This window comes from Sulfitobacter sp. UBA4523 (assembly GCF_002388305.1).
Classification (GTDB): Bacteria; Pseudomonadota; Alphaproteobacteria; order Rhodobacterales; family Rhodobacteraceae; genus Sulfitobacter; species Sulfitobacter pontiacus.
In genome coordinates this window covers 27,125-43,344 of record NZ_DGMH01000022.1, presented here as the reverse complement: position 1 = coordinate 43,344, position 16,220 = coordinate 27,125, and the positions used below count along the sequence as shown (strand labels likewise).

13 protein-coding genes are annotated in these 16,220 nt (G+C 60.7%); 4 read left to right on the top strand and 9 right to left on the bottom strand.

The genetic code is table 11. From position 1 onward, the window contains the following. Positions 1-75 precede the first annotated feature (75 nt). Positions 76-5,814 carry a hypothetical protein gene (locus tag B3849_RS04915; protein WP_286779880.1) on the top strand — a complete coding sequence of 1,913 codons (5,739 nt, stop codon included), beginning with the start codon at positions 76-78 and terminating at the stop codon, positions 5,812-5,814. An 87-nt stretch (positions 5,815-5,901) separates the two neighbouring features. Here the strand turns inward: B3849_RS04915 and pnp are convergent, their stop codons facing one another. The 8 genes from pnp to rbfA form a co-directional block, all read right to left on the bottom strand. Then, a complete protein-coding gene (gene pnp, locus B3849_RS04910; protein ID WP_260004073.1) occupies positions 5,902-8,037 on the bottom strand; it encodes a polyribonucleotide nucleotidyltransferase in 2,136 nt (711 codons plus the stop codon). Between the two features lie 215 nt (positions 8,038-8,252). Beyond that, positions 8,253-8,726, bottom strand: coding sequence for a GNAT family N-acetyltransferase (locus tag B3849_RS04905; protein ID WP_278425012.1), 474 nt, complete (start codon positions 8,724-8,726; stop codon positions 8,253-8,255). Positions 8,727-8,830: 104 nt separating this feature from the next. Beyond that, a complete protein-coding gene (rpsO, locus tag B3849_RS04900) occupies positions 8,831-9,100 on the bottom strand; it encodes a 30S ribosomal protein S15 (protein ID WP_005850267.1) in 270 nt (89 codons plus the stop codon). Positions 9,101-9,294: 194 nt separating this feature from the next. Beyond that, a complete protein-coding gene (locus B3849_RS04895) occupies positions 9,295-10,239 on the bottom strand; it encodes a calcium-binding protein (protein ID WP_278425013.1) in 945 nt (314 codons plus the stop codon). Between the two features lie 105 nt (positions 10,240-10,344). Beyond that, entirely contained in the window at positions 10,345-10,854 is a 510-nt protein-coding gene (locus tag B3849_RS04890) for a DUF1643 domain-containing protein (protein WP_278425014.1), read from the bottom strand. Beyond that, positions 10,851-11,768 carry a tRNA pseudouridine(55) synthase TruB gene (truB, locus tag B3849_RS04885; RefSeq protein ID WP_278425015.1) on the bottom strand — a complete coding sequence of 306 codons (918 nt, stop codon included), beginning with the start codon at positions 11,766-11,768 and terminating at the stop codon, positions 10,851-10,853. Before truB ends, B3849_RS04890 begins: the two co-directional genes overlap by 4 nt. A gap of 118 nt (positions 11,769-11,886) precedes the next feature. Beyond that, positions 11,887-12,633 (bottom strand): phosphodiester glycosidase family protein, encoded by a 747-nt coding sequence (locus B3849_RS04880; protein ID WP_005850259.1) that lies wholly within the window; start codon positions 12,631-12,633, stop codon positions 11,887-11,889. Further along, positions 12,630-13,049, bottom strand: a complete 420-nt coding sequence (gene rbfA / locus B3849_RS04875; protein WP_037942790.1) for a 30S ribosome-binding factor RbfA — start codon at positions 13,047-13,049, stop codon at positions 12,630-12,632. Before rbfA ends, B3849_RS04880 begins: the two co-directional genes overlap by 4 nt. 79 nt (positions 13,050-13,128) lie before the next feature. Here rbfA and dapB point away from each other — a divergent pair, with 79 nt between their 5' ends. Together dapB and B3849_RS04865 are read left to right on the top strand one after the other, a co-directional pair. Continuing rightward, the gene (dapB, locus tag B3849_RS04870; protein WP_278425016.1) at positions 13,129-13,944 is read left to right on the top strand and encodes a 4-hydroxy-tetrahydrodipicolinate reductase; all 816 of its coding nucleotides are present in this window, start codon (positions 13,129-13,131) and stop codon (positions 13,942-13,944) included. Positions 13,945-14,034: 90 nt separating this feature from the next. Then, on the top strand, positions 14,035-14,391 hold the full coding sequence (locus B3849_RS04865) for a dihydrodipicolinate reductase (RefSeq protein ID WP_235183737.1): 357 nt from the start codon (positions 14,035-14,037) through the stop codon (positions 14,389-14,391). A 101-nt stretch (positions 14,392-14,492) separates the two neighbouring features. On the opposite strand, the gene B3849_RS04860 is transcribed toward B3849_RS04865, so the two are convergent. After that, positions 14,493-14,768, bottom strand: coding sequence for a DUF1674 domain-containing protein (locus tag B3849_RS04860; protein ID WP_278425017.1), 276 nt, complete (start codon positions 14,766-14,768; stop codon positions 14,493-14,495). Between the two features lie 90 nt (positions 14,769-14,858). Here B3849_RS04860 and B3849_RS04855 point away from each other — a divergent pair, with 90 nt between their 5' ends. Then, positions 14,859-16,130 (top strand): RsmB/NOP family class I SAM-dependent RNA methyltransferase, encoded by a 1,272-nt coding sequence (locus B3849_RS04855; protein ID WP_278425018.1) that lies wholly within the window; start codon positions 14,859-14,861, stop codon positions 16,128-16,130. Positions 16,131-16,220: the final 90 nt, after the last annotated feature.

Below are 16,220 nucleotides of genomic sequence, written 5' to 3'. Positions count from 1 at the left end.
GCACCCTTCCCCCCCTCGCTCCGGGGGAACCACACTTCCTCTCCTCTTAGAAAAGATAGAACAGGGATTGATCAAATGGACCGCACCTTTCACAAAACCGCCCTCCGCATGATGTCGTGTTTCTGGATCGTCGCGCTGGTGATCTCCCTCCTGCCGCACGGCGCCGCTGCCAAGCAGGTACCCGCAGGAACCTTCATCCGGAACGTCGCGCAGACCACCTACTTTAACGAAGCGCTGGGCATCATCGAGACTGTATACTCGAACGCCGTAGACGCCAAAGTAGCCGCAGTGCCTGCGCTGGATGTCAACGGATACTCCGAACTGATGCTGACCCGTGGTGCGATGGCGCAATACTACTTCGAGGTCGCCAACATCGGGAACGTCCCGCTGAACGCCGCCATGACCATGCAGCACCAAGAGGGTGCCGCCATGATGAACGACGCCCGCCTTGTCTATGACGCGAATGCCAACGGCCGCATCGACAATGGCGAAGCCACGATCAGCGCGGGCGCGCCGATGTTCATGGATGTGGGCGACAGCGCTCAGCTCATCTACGAATTCCGCACCTCCTTCTACGCCACTCCCGCCACGCTGATGCAGTCGGTGCTGTCGGTATCCGCCACAAGCACAACAGGCTTCGCGGCACGTCGCATCCTGAGGGGGGCCGCAGTTGGCAAGACCACCATCATGGGCAGTTCGCTTGAGCTGCAAAAGGAACAATCCGTCCGCGAGATGGAAGACGAAACACAGCTGACCTACACGCTGCGCCTGCGCAATGACTCGGACGGTGATGTGCTGGCCTATGGTGACGTACACGGTGCCCAGATCCGCATCGACGGGGCCGCCGCCACAGGTGTTCTGCTGCGCGACGAGGTGCCCCTGAACGCCCGTTTCCACAGCATCACCGACCCAAGCGGCATGGTTGCGCTGTATCACGCGGCAGGTGATGCGCGTCATGATTACCAGACGGCGCGCCCTGCTGGCGAGGTCGACGCCGTGGCCTTCTTTCACGAGGGCGACTATGAAATCGGTTTTGCCCGCGACCCCGCGTTCATTGTGACGGTGCCCATGAACCTGGGCGACGTAGAGGTCGCCAACACCGCCCGCAGCTTCGTGAAAATGGAAGATCGCACAGTTGATGTAGACTCTAACACAACGGTTTACAGCCGCGATGCTGCCGGGACCGGTGCCCTGCACTTTGAACATCCTGAAACCGCAGCGGACCAACCGCACGCCGTGCCAAACAGCGATACCCGCCTGCGTCTGACCGCCGGTGCGTGCAACGAAACGATGTCCGCAGATCGTGCGATCATCACGCTGCGCAGCTTCCTGACCGGCGATGTAGAGCGTGTGACCGCCACAGAAACAGACCCTAACAATGGTGTTTTCCTTACCGCCGCCGTCCCTATGGCGCGGATGGATGTGCCCGTATCCGGCGACAATGTGATCGCGACCACCGACGGTGACCGTCTGATCGCCACTGCCGATTGTGCTGGTGCCGCGCTGCAAGACGAGCTGCTGATCACCCCCGGTAACTTCCTGTTCAATGCGCTGACCAACGAGCCGATCGGGAATGTGGCCATCGCGCTGATGGACATGAACAGCGGTGCCGAAATGGCGCGCCGTATGACCGATGCCCGCGGATTCTTCAGCTTCGGTGACATGCCTGCCGGTGAATACCAGTACGCCGTGATGAACGCCCCCGCATGGGACGTTCCTTCCGTGCGCGCCGACTTCCCTGGCTTTAACCGTCGTGTTGCGGGGGCCGGTTATATGGCAAGCTTCCGCCACGCCGGTGGGATGCTCGACATCTCGGACATTCCTGCGGATCCACACTATGGTGTGCCGCTGGCGCTGGACAAGCAGGCCGACAAGGACATGGTCGGCGCGGGCGAGTTCGTGGTCTACACCCTGAACTTCACCAATAACATGAACCAGGCGCTGATCGGTGCCGAGATCATGGATCGCCCCGCCTTTGGCAGCCAGCTGGTTGCAGGGTCGGTGACCTTCAACGGCGAGACAATGGAAGACCCTGCCGTCGATGCGTCGGGTGACATGACCTATGACCTGGGCATGCTGGCCCCCCTGTCGAGCCACGAGCTGACCTATGTCATGCAGTTCACCGCAGCCGCCCGCGAAGGCCGCAACGAGAACACCGCGGTTCTGACGGGTCGTCAGGCGGGCACCGGTACCGTGATGCAGTCACAGACTGCCCGTGCGATGGTCAAGCTGAACAACAGCGGTGGCGTCTTCGCCCGCGAAGCCACTATCATCGGGTCGGTCTTTATGGACTGTGACAAAGACGGTATCCGTGGCGACCACACTGAACCAGGCATCCCCGGCGTCCGTATCGTGACCCAAGAGGGCCTGTCGGTTGTGACCGATATGGATGGTAAATACTCCCTTTTCGGTCTGCGCCCCGTGACCCATGCGTTCCTTGTGCAGGACGAAACCCTGCCCGTTGGTACCGAAGTGACCGTAACCCGCACCAACGATCTGCTGCGCGGTGGGTCGCGCCTGATCCCGCTGCGCAAAGGGGAACTGCGCGCCGAGCACTTCGCCGTGCTGGACTGCACCCCCGAAGCGATGGCCGAGGTTGACCAGCGTCAGAAGTACTTTGCCGAGCAGCCGCAATCCAACGCGCTGACGGCTGCCGACCTGCCGATTGAAGGCCAGCGTGCGCCGGTACGTTCGGTACGCAGCGAAGCCGGTGTGGCGACCACCACGCAGCTGACCTCGCGTCTGATGCAGCGTCTGGATGAAAACCGCGCGGCGAACTCCGTCTCTGAAAAAGCGTCTGGCAAGGCACAGCGCCAGTCGCTCGAGATGCTGATCAAAACGCTGGATGATGCACCCGGTTTCGTGGACCTGACCGACGGTCAGACACTGGATCGCCGCACCCAAAGCGTGCGCGTCAAGGGCAAGGGCGATCTGTCGCTGGGCTTGCTGGTGAACGGCCGCGAGCTGAGCAGCGACCGCGTAGGCGAGCGTACAAGCTTCGAGAAGAACAACACGCAGGCCCTGGATTTTGTCGCGGTGAAACTGGACGCGGGGCAGAACACCCTGACGCTGGTCGGCCGTGACGGTTTCGGCATCGAACGTGTCCGCGAGGAAATCACCGTGGTTGCCCCCGGCAAGCCCGCCAAATTCGAGGTGATCATGCCCGACACCGCGCCCGCATCGCCGACCGATGTGATCCCGGTTGTGGTGCGTGTGCTGGATGCCCGTGGCATGCCTGTACCTGCCTCCGGCACCGTGACACTCAGCGCCAAGCTGGCACTTTGGGACGTAGCCGACATCCGCGAAGGCACCCCCGGCGTGCAGGTCTATCTGGACAACGGCGAGGCCACCTTTGGGCTGATCCCGCCACAGGTTGCAGGCACAGACCGTATCACCATCAGCGGTGCCTTTGGCCGCGCCGAAGAAACCATCACGTTCACCCCCGATCTGGACCAGCGCATCATGGTTGGCGTGATCGAAGGGGCCGTGGCCTTGGGCGGTGCGAAGGGTGAGCTGCTCGACGCGGATCGTTTCAGCTCTTTCGAAGACACAACCACCGGTCTGCGGGGTGAAGTGTACCTCAAGGGCGTGATCTCGGGTGATGCGCTGCTGACACTGCGCTATAGCTCGGACCGTGACACCGAAGACCGCCTGTTCCGCGACATCCGTGGCGACGAATTCTACCCTGTGTATGGCGACAACTCCGAACGTGGCTTCGACGCGCAATCCTCGGAAAACCTGTACGTTAAGGTCGAGAAGGGTCGTTCGTACATCCTTTACGGTGACATCGCGATCGAACCCGAAGCCAGCGCGCTGAAGCTTGACGGCATGCGTCGCGTGGTGACCGGTGCCAAGGCCCATTGGGAAAACGACAAGGTCGGCGTGACCCTGTTCGGTGCCCGTACCGCCCAAGAGCAGCGCGTGCAGGAATTCCTCGGGCGTGGTGTGTCCGGCCCCTATGACCTGGATCTGGACGGCTATGTACAAGGCTCCGAGCGGGTTGAACTGCTGGTGCGCGATGAAGAGGGCGGGGATGTCATCTCGACCACGCCGCTGCGCCGCGGCAGCGACTACCTGCTGGACTTCTTTGGCAACTCGATCACTTTTGACGATGCGGTGCGCCAGTTCGACGGTCAGGGCAACCCTGTGTCGGTGCGCGTCACCTACGAAGTCGATGTGGAAGGGGCCGACCGCTACTGGCTGTATGGCGGTGAGGTGAACCTCGCGCTGACCGACCGCACCACCGTTGGCGCACGTATCGTGCATGCCGATGCCGACCGTGGCAACACCGCCCGCGAGCGTCTGCACTCTGCCTATATCCGTCACGAGGGGACGCAGGGTGGCGTGTGGGAAGCCGAGGCTGCGCGCTCCGAAGATGCGAATGGCGTATCGGATACCGCCTACCGTCTGTCCTACGACATCCGCAAGGAAACCGGACACTTCAACTTCGAGATGGTTCACACCGGCGAGAAGTTTGCCTCGCGCGGCGGTCTGGCACTGCCCGGCACCACCCGCGCACGTCTGAACTACGGGTTTGAGATCGACGGGACCAGCGACTTTGTTCTTGGTGTGGACTATGTACGTGACCGCACCTCTGACATCGAGCGACTGACCGTGGATGCCGTCTATGCCAAAGAGTTCAGCACGAATTTCAAAGGCTACATCGGGCTGGAGTATCGCCTGGACCACACCGCAACCTCGAAGAAGGCCCATCCCGGTCTGATCCTTGGCGGCCACTGGACCCCTGCGAACCGCCCCGGCACCGTCATCACCGCAGAGCTGCGTCACCCCTTTGGCGGCTCGGACCGTCCGACAGAGCTGACCCTGGGCATGTACCGCGAGCCCGTGCCCGGCTGGCGTGCCTATAGCGAGGTCGAAATGACCTTTGGCGACGACACCGTGACCACACATTCCAAGCTGGGTTTCTCTTACGACCTGAATGACTGGCTGCGCGGGAGCACCGATTTCGTCAAAGGTCTGGGATCTTCGGACACCATGTTTACCCAAGCGATGATGGGCAAATGGGCCATGAACGGGAACACCAGCTTCAGCTTCGGGATTGAACATTCCCGCAGCATGGAAAGCGACGATCACCGTCTGACCAGCGTTGCCCTTGGCGCGAAGTGGGGGTCCAGCGCGGAAAGCTGGGTGGGCGATGCCGATGCGGACACCACCTTTGAAGACAACGGCAACACCCATTACGCCAGCTTCGGTATCGCGGGTAAGATCACACCTGACTTCACCGTGCTGGGCCGTACCCGTGTTGCACTGGACAAGCGCGACGGTCGTGACCACCGCCGGATCCGGTCGCGTGCTGGTATCGCCTACCGTCCGGTTCACGATCCACGCCTCGAAGTGCTGGCATGGTACGAGCACCGCATCGAACAGCGCGAGACCAAGTCGGTGACCCATATGTGGTCCGTAGACGCGGCCTATGAAGTAGACGCCGACCTGCGCCTGAACGCGAAATACGCGGGCCAGTCGCAAAAGCTGACCACCCTTGGCGGGTTCTCTGCCCGCGCCACTACCCAACTGGTGCAGGCTGGCTTTAACTACGAGTTCGGCGACAACCGGTTCCAGGTCGGCTTGAACGCCGCGCACCTGTGGGACGACCAAGGCAATGCCACCAACGGTATCGGCGCAGAGATCGGGTTTGCCCCTACCAAAGGTGCGCTGGTTGCATTGGGCTATAACCGCGCGATGAACAAATCGGCCCTGCGCAGCGATCTGTATCAGGAAGGTTTCTACCTGCGCTTCAAGCTGCTGCTGGATAACTCGCTCTGGGACCGTCTGGACAGCTTTATGGAAAGCTAAAGCCAAACGGGACTAACCCGTCACGGCACAAAAAAAGCCCCGGCACATAGGCCGGGGCTTTCGTCATTTCAGAACGGGTGGAGAAGCTTACGCTTCGCCGCCTTCTTCTTTCTTGATTTCTTCGCCGGTTTCCTGATCGACAACTTTCATCGACAGGCGCACCTTGCCGCGATCGTCAAAGCCAAGCAGCTTCACTTTCACTTCCTGACCTTCCTTCAGAACATCCGAAGGGTGGTTCAGGCGGCGATTTTCGATCTGGGATACGTGTACCAGACCGTCGCGCTTGCCAAAGAAGTTCACGAAGGCACCGAAATCAACGATCTTGACGACGGTACCGGTGTAAACCGCACCTTCTTCAGGCTCGGCCACGATGGACCAGATCATGTCATAGGCTTTCTTGATCGAGTCGCCGTTTGGCGATGCGATCTTGATGATGCCTTCGTCGTTGATGTCGACTTTCGCGCCGGACACTTCAACGATCTCGCGGATCACTTTACCGCCGGACCCGATCACTTCACGGATCTTGTCGGTTGGGATCTGCATCGTTTCGATGCGTGGAGCGTGGACAGAGAATTCACCCGCGCCGGAGATGGCTTTGTTCATCTCGCCCAGGATGTGCACACGGCCCGCTTTGGCTTGTGCCAGAGCTTTCTCCATGATCTCGGGGGTGATGCCGGCGATCTTGATGTCCATCTGCAGCGACGTGATACCTGCTTCGGTACCGGCCACTTTAAAGTCCATGTCGCCCAGGTGGTCTTCGTCACCCAAGATGTCGGACAGGATCGCATAGGAGCCGTCTTCTTCCAGGATCAGACCCATGGCAACACCCGCGACGGGCGCTTTCAATGGAACGCCTGCGTCCATCATGGACAAGGAGCCACCGCAAACCGACGCCATCGAGCTGGAGCCGTTCGATTCAGTGATCTCGGACACAACGCGGATGGTGTAGGGGAAGTCAGTGGAGGCAGGCAGAACCGCCTGCAACGCACGCCAAGCCAACTTGCCGTGACCGATTTCGCGACGGCCGGGGCCACCGACACGGCCAACTTCACCAACCGAATAGGGCGGGAAGTTATAGTGCAGCATGAAGTTGGATTTGAAGTTGCCGTGCAGCGCATCGATGAACTGTTCGTCATCGCCGGTGCCCAAAGTGGTCACAACCAGACCCTGTGTTTCGCCACGTGTGAACAGCGACGACCCGTGAGTACGGGGCAGGATGCCGGTTTCGGCCACGATGTCGCGGATTTCGTCGGTCTTACGGCCGTCGATACGCTTACCGGTTTTAACCACGTCACCACGCAGAATGGACGCTTCGAGGCCTTTCAGAGCGGACCCGAGGTTCGCGTCTTCCAGTTGCTCGTCGGTCAGCGCTGCTTTGATTGTTTCGCGGGCAGCGGCAACAGCGGCGGTGCGCTCTTGCTTGTCGGCGATTGCAAAGGCGGCGCGCATGGCGTCTTCGCCAGCGGCTTTGACAGCAGCGGACAGGTCCGAATAGTCAACCGGCTGGAAGTCAAACGGCTCTTTCGCAGCGTCTTCGGCCAGATCGATGATCAGGTCGATAACAGGCTGGATCTGCTCGTGCGCGAATTTCACCGCACCCAGCATTTCTTCTTCCGACAGCTCATAGGCTTCGGATTCAACCATCATCACGGCTTCTTTGGTGCCGGCGACAACCAGATCAAGACGTTGATCAGGGTTCAGGCGCAGGTCCTGCATGTCGTCGACGGTCGGGTTCAGAACGTAATCGCCATCCTCGAAACCAACGCGGCAGGCACCGATCGGGCCGCGGAACGGCGCGCCGGAAATGGTCAGCGCTGCGGAGGCAGCGATCATGGCGACCATGTCGGGATCGTTAACCAGATCGTGGCTGAGAACGGTACACATCACCAGAACTTCGTTTTTGAAGCCGGGAACGAACAGCGGACGGATCGGACGGTCGATCAGACGGGCTGTCAGGGTTTCCTTCTCGGTGGGGCGGGCCTCACGCTTGAAGAAGCCACCCGGTACTTTACCGGCGGCGTAGTATTTCTCTTGGTAGTGGACGGTCAGCGGAAAGAAGTCCTGACCGGGTTTTTGCTGGCGTGCAAAGGTGACGTTCGCCATGACGCTGGTTTCGCCCAGTGTCGCAATCACCGAACCGTCTGCCTGACGGGCCACTTTGCCAGTTTCCAGTGTCAGCGTCTCTTCGCCCCACTGCATGGATTTTTTCGTTACATTAAACATCTACGTTTCCTGTTTCGGCCCGGATCGGGCCATTTGCGTAGAGGGCATATTCCCCCTGACTCCGGTATCTTCTTTGTCGGGCGCTGGAGTCCGGGCGCCGGCTTTCAGATTGTGCGGCCATACAGCAGTTTGCCTGCGATGGGAAGGGAAGCGTTGATCGCTGCACGCGGCCCTAGAGGCCGCAGATTGCAAGCCGCAACAGAGCGGCAAGGGGGTCAGCCTGACAAGGTCTTGAACATCTTATAGTTTTGCAAGGTGACCCCGCCTTTGGTGACGATGTTGGGGGCCTCGACGGTCCAGCCCATACGCGTAAAAAACGGCTTTGCCTTTTCGCTGGCAAAGGTCCGAAGACGTCGCACGCCGAATGTGCGGGCACGGTCTTCGATGGCAAAATACACAGTGCGCCCCACGCCCGTGCCCATATGATCGGGGTGCACAAAGGCCAGATCGATCAGCCCCTCGCGGTCAAGGGTCATGAACCCCGCCATACGGTTGTCTATCTCGGCCACGATACCCGAGACGGTATCAAACCGCCCTCGCCATGTGGCGGGTGCGGGCGCTTTCCCGGCCCAAGCGAAGCGTTGCTCGGCTGAATACACATCGGCGGTGCCCTGATGCACCGCGGCAAAGAAAAGCAGCGCGGCTGCATCGGTATCTTGCGGGGTGAGGTCACGCAGGTTGATTGGCATGGGCTCTCCTTTTGGCGCACATCACTAAAGCACAGGGGGAAACAAAAAAAACCGCCCCCTGTTGCCAGGGCGCGGTTTTCATCGTTGTGGCGGTGCAGCGCTGGTTAGCGGCGCAGGCCCAAACGTTTGATCAGGTCCTGATAACGCGCGTCATCTTTACCTTTGACATAGTCCAGAAGCTTCCGGCGTGTCGCAACCATTTTCAAAAGGCCACGGCGACCGTGGTTGTCTTTCTTGTGGGTTTTGAAGTGCTCGGTCAGCGTTGCGATGCGCGAGGACAGAATGGCAACCTGTACTTCGGGCGAACCTGTGTCGCCTTCTTTGGTGCCGAATTCTTTCATGACGCGTGCTTTTTCTTCTTGCGTAATCGACATCGGGGTCTCCTTTTCGAAAGGTTAAAGTGATGGCACAGGCCGGGATGTCGTCCAGCACAGGCCCATGGAGTATCACCCGCTGACAGGAATCATCGGGCGATGGGGGCGTATAGGAAAGTTTCGCACCCTTGGCAAAGGATTAATGCGTCGCGGGGCGCGTTGGCTTCTTTGTCCGGTGAGAGGGCATCGGCCGTTCAGCCGCGCGTTAGCCCCGCAGCGAGGGCCGAGCTGAGGGGGATAAGCGATAGGTCGCCCGGCATCAGCAACTGGTCCGACTGCACCATTGCCACAATCGCCCCGTCCATTGATATCAGATGGGAGTGCAGATCCTCCGGATCCGGTTCAACTGCCACCTTGGGCGCTGTCGCGGCTGCATCGCTGTCGTCCCAGACCAGCAGCAGGCTGTCATCTTCTATGTCGAAACTGCGGATATCGACGATGCCATCGGGGCTGACCCAATCGCCAAGGATCACATCATCACGCCCTGCGCCCGGGGTCACCGTATCGTTTGATCCCGCAAGGATTAGATCATCGCCGCCACCGCCATTCAGGTAATCCCCCTCGTCGGTATCGGTGATGCGCGCATCCTGCCGGTCCGGATCGACGGTGCCGTCAATCGTATCGTTCCCCCATCCACCAAAGAGCGCGTCTTGCCCGCGCCCCCCAATCAGCAGGTCATCGCCCAAACCGCCCATCACGGCGTCATCCCCGCTATCCCCGAAAAGCGTATCACCCCCGGCAGAGCCGTTTAGCGTATCGTGGCCCGCGCCGCCCCGCAGGATGTCATCGTCATTATGGCCGGTAAGCCCATCCGCATCCTCGGCCCCCGCCAATAGATCATCGCCATCATTGCCATGTAGGTCATTGTTCCCCGCGCCGCCCCTCAAGGTATCATCGCCGCTGTCCCCAAACACGGTGTCATCGCCATTGCGCGCCTCCACAAGGTCATCACCGCCATAGCCCGCGATCTGATCGCTGCCGCCCGAGCCGATAATCAGGTCATCCCGGGGGGTGCCGGAGATCACATCGCCGGCCGGTGCATCTTCGTCGGTGGCAGACTCCTCCTCCTCGACCCCGATGTCGATAAAGGCGGCGGCCCCGACAGTGATCAACCCCATTAATCCGGCAAGAAACAGCATGTGCAAACCCGACCCTATTGCCCGCATCACGCGGGGATACAGATGAAACAGCCCCAAAACCCAAGGCCGCATCAGCACCATAGAATCAAGAAAGTTAAGCTTGCCCTAAAGGCCCCAGAAAATCGGTTCCTGAGAATATCGGATATACAAAGGATGCTTGGGGTGCCCGTCTTTGGACAGGCCCAAATGGTACACGGGCGTTTGGCTACGCGACAGCAGTTCTTGCACCTGCGCACCCCGTCCAAGATGTGCGCCATGGGTGCCCCAAGCCGCGATCACCTGATCGGCCCACAAGATACCTTCGTTCAAAATCATATCGTTATCAGGGCCGACGGGGTCTTTGGCCTGACGCATCAGCTTGGGGCTGGTTTCGCGCCAGGCAAAGATATTGGTGACCTGAAACCCCCCGAAGCCCAAGGCGCGGGCACGGCGCTCGCACCGCTCGACCGTGGGGTCATTTTCAATTTCCGTCGCTTTTGACGGATTTAGCATGACGAACAGCACCCGCTCCGCCTCGGGGTGCCAGACGCGGGTCAGACTATAGCGGTAGTTTTCGCAGTCCGAATAGACAGCCGTCGACGGCGCGTCGCCCTTGGTATGGCTGCGCGTGATCACGCAGAACGGGGCTGGTTGAACACACGCGACGGATGCAATTCGCCCGCCTTGAAACGCCCAACAGCAACAGCGCGGCCCTCAAACGACGCCCAGACCTCGTCGCCATATTCAATGTCATGGGCGATCACCATGCCGGGGTTGCCGTTGCGCAGACGGGTGGCCCCTTCCGGCGTGGCTTTCACCTCTGGCAGGTCCTGCAACCCTTGCTCTAACGGCAGCAAATGCGCGTCCAAAGCGTCTGTGCGCGCCATCTCTTCGATCTGCGCCAGCGTCAGCCCTTCAGAGGCCTCGAACGGGCCCGACCAGATGCGGCGCAATTCGCGCACGTGGCCCAGACACCCCAAGGCTTGTCCCAGATCGCGCGCAATCGACCGGACATAGCCGCCCTTGCCGCACACCATCTCCAACGTCACGTGGTCGGCATCGGGGCGGTCCACCAGCAGCAGCTGTTCGACAAAAAGCGGGCGGGCTGCCAGCTCCATCGTTTCACCGTCGCGCGCCAGTTTATAGGCGCGCTGGCCGTCGATCTTCACGGCGGAAAACTGCGGCGGCACCTGTTGGATGTCACCGATAAACTTGCCCAAAGCATCCTTGATCGCGTCGTCATCGGGCCGCAGCTCCGAGGTTGCGATGACCTCACCCTCGGCATCATCGGTATTTGTCGCGATCCCAAGGCGGACCGTGAACTCATAGGCTTTCATCGCGTCCGTGATAAAGGGAACCGTCTTGGTCGCCTCGCCAAGCGCGATTGCCAGAACGCCGGTGGCTTCGGGGTCAAGGGTGCCCGCATGGCCCGCCTTATTCGCGTTCAGCGCCCAACGGACCTTGTTCACCACGGTCGTAGAGGTCGGGCCAGCGGGCTTGTCCACCACCAACCACCCCGAAATATCCCGTCCCTTGCGCCTGCGTCCCATATCAAATGCCCTTAATTGATTTGCCCGCCTCCTATCAAAGGTCCGGCAAGATTGCCCAGAGACTCTGGCTTCCAAATGGTGAAAAATCCTCGCCGAAGGCAAGAAAACTCTTGTTGCGCTACGGTGCGTCGGGCTTCACAACGCCAATGATAGGGCCAAGCGCGCTAAAGCCCAAGTCATTGCGGCCCAGATCGGGTGCGCGCATCCTCGAGATATTGCCATCAAAATAAAGCGCATTTGGCAGCTTTAGGTGATCCCGGAACAGCAGCGCGAAATCATAGAAATTCACCGTCTCGTTCGAGATGGCAAAAACCGCGCGTTTGCCATCGGCACTGGTGCCAACGCCGTTGCGGATATAGCGCGAGGTGCCATCTTTCAGAAAGCGTGGGTGCATCTTGCCATCGATCACCAACATCGGTCCCGATTGTGTAGCGCTGCGGCAGTCGGGGGCGTCGCGCAGAAAAGCTTTGGTTTCGATCACATCGGCACGCCCGTCGCGCAGGCAGAGCACGCCATTGGGCAGCAGGCCAAAGTTACCGGGGCCGTCGCTGCTGATTACCTGCTGATATTCTTTGCCGTTCTCAAGGTAATAGCCCACCGGCGCACGGGTATCATGATACATGCCCGCGTTCATCGCAAAGCCCAGCTGTGCGCCGCGCTTTTTCAACGCCGTATTCAATGTGTTGAAATACCCATGCGGTTTGCCGTCCGCATCGTAAAGGAACAGCTCAAGCCGGTCCTGCGTCAGGTCGACGTGGCACAGGGTATAGCCGGTGCCGTTATATGTCAGGGTTTCGCAGGTTTCGGCTTGGACGGGCGCGGCGGCCCAGCCCATGAAGCCAAGCGCGGCCCAGAACCGTTTCACGTGTCTTCCGATCCGCGGTCGGGGGCGTCAGCATCGCGGCGCACCACGTCCTGCGCCAGCATCCGGCGCGTTTCGTCCATACGGTCGAATGTTTCGTCCAATTGGAACCGCAGGTCCGGTGCGTATTTCAGGACCAGCTTCTTCGCCATCAACCGGCGGAGCTCGCCCTTGTTGCGCGCAAGCAGCTTAAGCACGTCTTCTTGGCCGTCTCCGCCCAAAGGCAGCACATAGGCCGTCGCGATCTTCAGGTCGGGGGAGGCGCGTACTTCGCCCACGGTGATCGACATCCGGTTCAGTTCAGGGTCGTGGACATCGCCACGCGCCAGAACATCCGATAGGGCGCGACGAATGGTTTCGCCTACGCGAAGCTGCCGTTGCGACGGGCCTGAGCCCTCATGAAACTTGTTCTTTGCCATGCGCTTCATCTAAGGGTTCGCTGAGGTTTTGCCAAGCAGATCACCACGCGCTAAACCGGAACCGAATAAGGAGCATAACATGAGCGATACACCCGGCATAGTGATTACAGGGGCTTCGGGCCGCATGGGCCAGATGTTGATTGGGCAGGTTTCTGCCAGCGACAGGGTGCATCTGGCGGGTGCGGTAGAACGTGCCGGGCATGCGTGGGTCGGTCAGGATATTGGTGTTGCTATGGGCGGCACTGCTGTTGGCGTGATCGTGACCGATAACGTGGCAGAGGCGATGCAAGGCGCGCAGGCGGTCATTGATTTCACCGCTCCGGAAGCGACACTCGCCTTCGCCAAGATCGCGGCCGATGCGGGTGTGGTCCATGTTATCGGCACCACCGGTATGACCGACGCGCAGATCAGCGCGCTGGACGGACCTTCAAAGCAGACGGCGATCGTGCGGGCGGGCAACATGAGCCTGGGCGTTAACCTTTTGACCCAGTTGACCAAACGTGTCGCTGCCGCGCTTGATGAAGACTTTGATATCGAGGTGATAGAGGCGCATCACAACCAGAAGGTCGACGCGCCGTCGGGCACCGCGCTGATGTTGGGCGAAGCCGCCGCGGAAGGGCGCGGGGTCGCGCTGGCGGATGTCTCTGACCGCGGGCGTGACGGGATCACCGGCGCGCGCAAGCGGGGTGACATCGGGTTCACAGCGATCCGCGGGGGCGACATTGTGGGAGAACATGACGTGATGTTCGCCGCCGCGGGCGAGCGAATCATCTTGCGCCACATCGCATCGGATCGCGCGGTTTTTGCGCGCGGTGCCATCAAAGCTGCCGTTTGGGGACAGGGCAAACCTGCCGGAGCCTATGATATGCTGGACGTTCTGGGCCTGAACGACTGACGCCACCCGCCGCCCTGTCGCTTCACCGTGGTGAAACTATCTTAACCTCTGGCCCGTATGTTCATGGGAACAATCTGGTTGGAGGGTGTGATGAAAAAACTGACGTTACTGACCTGCGCGGCGTTCTTTGCGCTGACCGGGGCCGCTTGGGCGGAATTCCAGAAACTGGACAGCCAGCGCGATTTCGTTTCGGTGGTGGAGGGTAAAACACTGACCCGCCCGCTGGTCGAATTGCGCGTTACTGAAAGCGGCGGCATATCGGGTACAGGTGCCGTGTGGGATGTGTCGGGCCAATGGGTCTGGAAGGGCGGGTATTTCTGCCGCAGCCTGATCTGGGGCGATGACGACCTTGGCTACAATTGTCAGGAAGTCGCTGTAAACGGTGGGAAAATCCGCTTTACCTCGGATAAGGGGGCAGGGCAGTCAGCGGTCTTCTCGTTGAAATAGCCTCGCCTATGTGCAAGCGCCGCAGGGCGCTTGGCCGTAATCTTGATCTGCGCGACGCGGGGTCAGCGCATGGGGGATTCAGCGCATAGGGGGCACATGTCTTAAAAATCGACAGCGATGCCCTTTTTCTCCCAATCGCCATAGCGGACAGGCTCTGGTCCGTCGCGGCCACCCAGCTCTGTAGGCAGGTCCAGTGCCTGCGCGGCCTTGCGGCGTTCGGCGGCCTCCGCCAGCGCGCGCTGCGCGGCGGGGGGAAGCTCTTGTACCATCGGCATCGGATCGGGCGTGGGTTCTGGCGGAATATCCGGCCCGGGCTCCGGCATGGGTGTCGGATCATGGGGTGGGCTTGGCATGGGGCGTTTGCCGGCTTCGGTCATACTCTCATCCTCTTGAGGCCACTGTCCCCTTGATATACGCCGGAACCAAGCCCAGACAACCCGGGCACCCCAAAGAAGAAAGCGTATCGCATGTCAGACACCGGCGTTCAGGCCCGCAGAAGTGCGGTGTACCTATTGGATATGATCCTGGGGGAAGAACGTCTGATGTCAGAGCTCTTGTCGGCGGGGGCGTTGGACAAGCTGCCCCCCGATGACCGCGCACGGGCGCAGCGTTTGGCAATGGATACCCTGCGCGGGATGGAACGCGCCGACCGTCTGTTGCAGAAGCGCCTGTCGAAATACCCGCCGCTGACCGTGCGCAACGCGCTGCGCGTCGGCACCGTCGAACTGTGTCAGGGCGGCGCGGCCCACGGCGTTGTGAATGCGATGGTCGAACTGGTCGCGACGCATAAGAAACTCGGGCACCTCAAGGGGCTGACCAATGCCGTTTTGCGCAAAATCGCCGCCGAAGGGCCAGAGGCATGGGCGGCCTTGCGCGCACCGCGCTTGCCAAAATGGCTGCGGGGTCCGCTGACAGAAGCCTGGGGGCCCGACGCGATGACGGGAATCGAGGCCGCGCATTTCGCAGGTGCGCCACTGGATCTGACCGCGAAACGAGATCCTGAAGGTTTGGCCGCGGCCGTGGGCGGCACCGTCTTGCCCACCGGTTCGGTGCGCGTCGCCGATGCGGGGCAGGTCACCACCATGCCCGGCTTTGCCGAAGGCGATTGGTGGGTGCAGGACGCCGCCGCGGCGCTGCCCGTTAAAATCCTTGCGCCACAAAAAGGCGAGGCCGTGCTCGACCTTTGCGCCGCGCCCGGGGGCAAAACCATGCAGCTTGCCGCCGCAGGTGCGCAGGTGACGGCGGTCGATAACTCCAAGCAGCGGATGCAGCGGGTTCGGGAAAACCTTGCACGGGTGCATCTGCCGGCCAAAGTCGTTGTCGTCGATGCGCGCCGGTTCGAAGGGACGTTTGACGCGATTCTGCTGGATGCGCCTTGCTCTGCTACGGGCACGATCCGTCGTCACCCCGATCTGCCCCACGCCAAGGATGGGTCCGAATTCGGTGATCTGATCGAGCTGCAGTCGGAAATGATCGACCATGCGTGGTCCCTTCTCAACCCCGGGGGGCGCTTGATTTTCTGCACCTGCTCCCTGCTGCCCGACGAAGGCGAAGTGCAGGTCGACGAGGCGTTGGAACGTCATGCGGATATGCGCGTCGACCGAGACGCTTTGGCTGTGCCCGGTGTTGATCCCGCGTGGACAACCCAAGAGGGCGGCCTGCGTTTGCGCCCCGATTACTGGCCTGAACTGGGTGGCATGGACGGGTTTTACATCGCCTGCCTGCGCAAGGACGCCTAAAGGCCGAACCTGAAGCGGGCGGATTTGCGTCGCCCGTAAAAACCCGTGTCAAAATGCGGTGACTCAGGTGGCAACAGCGGCTAACATCCG

Excerpts from the sequence above, each read along its gene's own strand:
- rpsO (WP_005850267.1), bottom strand. The coding sequence starts at position 9,100 with ATGTCGATTACGCAAGAAGAAAAAGCACGCGTCATGAAAGAATTCGGC.
- pnp (WP_260004073.1), bottom strand. The coding sequence starts at position 8,037 with ATGTTTAATGTAACGAAAAAATCCATGCAGTGGGGCGAAGAGACGCTG.
- B3849_RS04905 (WP_278425012.1), bottom strand. The coding sequence starts at position 8,726 with ATGCCAATCAACCTGCGTGACCTCACCCCGCAAGATACCGATGCAGCC.
- B3849_RS04860 (WP_278425017.1), bottom strand. The coding sequence starts at position 14,768 with ATGACCGAAGCCGGCAAACGCCCCATGCCAAGCCCACCCCATGATCCG.
- B3849_RS04865 (WP_235183737.1), top strand. The coding sequence starts at position 14,035 with ATGAAAAAACTGACGTTACTGACCTGCGCGGCGTTCTTTGCGCTGACC.
- truB (WP_278425015.1), bottom strand. The coding sequence starts at position 11,768 with ATGGGACGCAGGCGCAAGGGACGGGATATTTCGGGGTGGTTGGTGGTG.
- B3849_RS04855 (WP_278425018.1), top strand. The coding sequence starts at position 14,859 with ATGTCAGACACCGGCGTTCAGGCCCGCAGAAGTGCGGTGTACCTATTG.
- B3849_RS04895 (WP_278425013.1), bottom strand. The coding sequence starts at position 10,239 with ATGCTGTTTCTTGCCGGATTAATGGGGTTGATCACTGTCGGGGCCGCC.
- rbfA (WP_037942790.1), bottom strand. The coding sequence starts at position 13,049 with ATGGCAAAGAACAAGTTTCATGAGGGCTCAGGCCCGTCGCAACGGCAG.
- dapB (WP_278425016.1), top strand. The coding sequence starts at position 13,129 with ATGAGCGATACACCCGGCATAGTGATTACAGGGGCTTCGGGCCGCATG.
- B3849_RS04915 (WP_286779880.1), top strand. The coding sequence starts at position 76 with ATGGACCGCACCTTTCACAAAACCGCCCTCCGCATGATGTCGTGTTTC.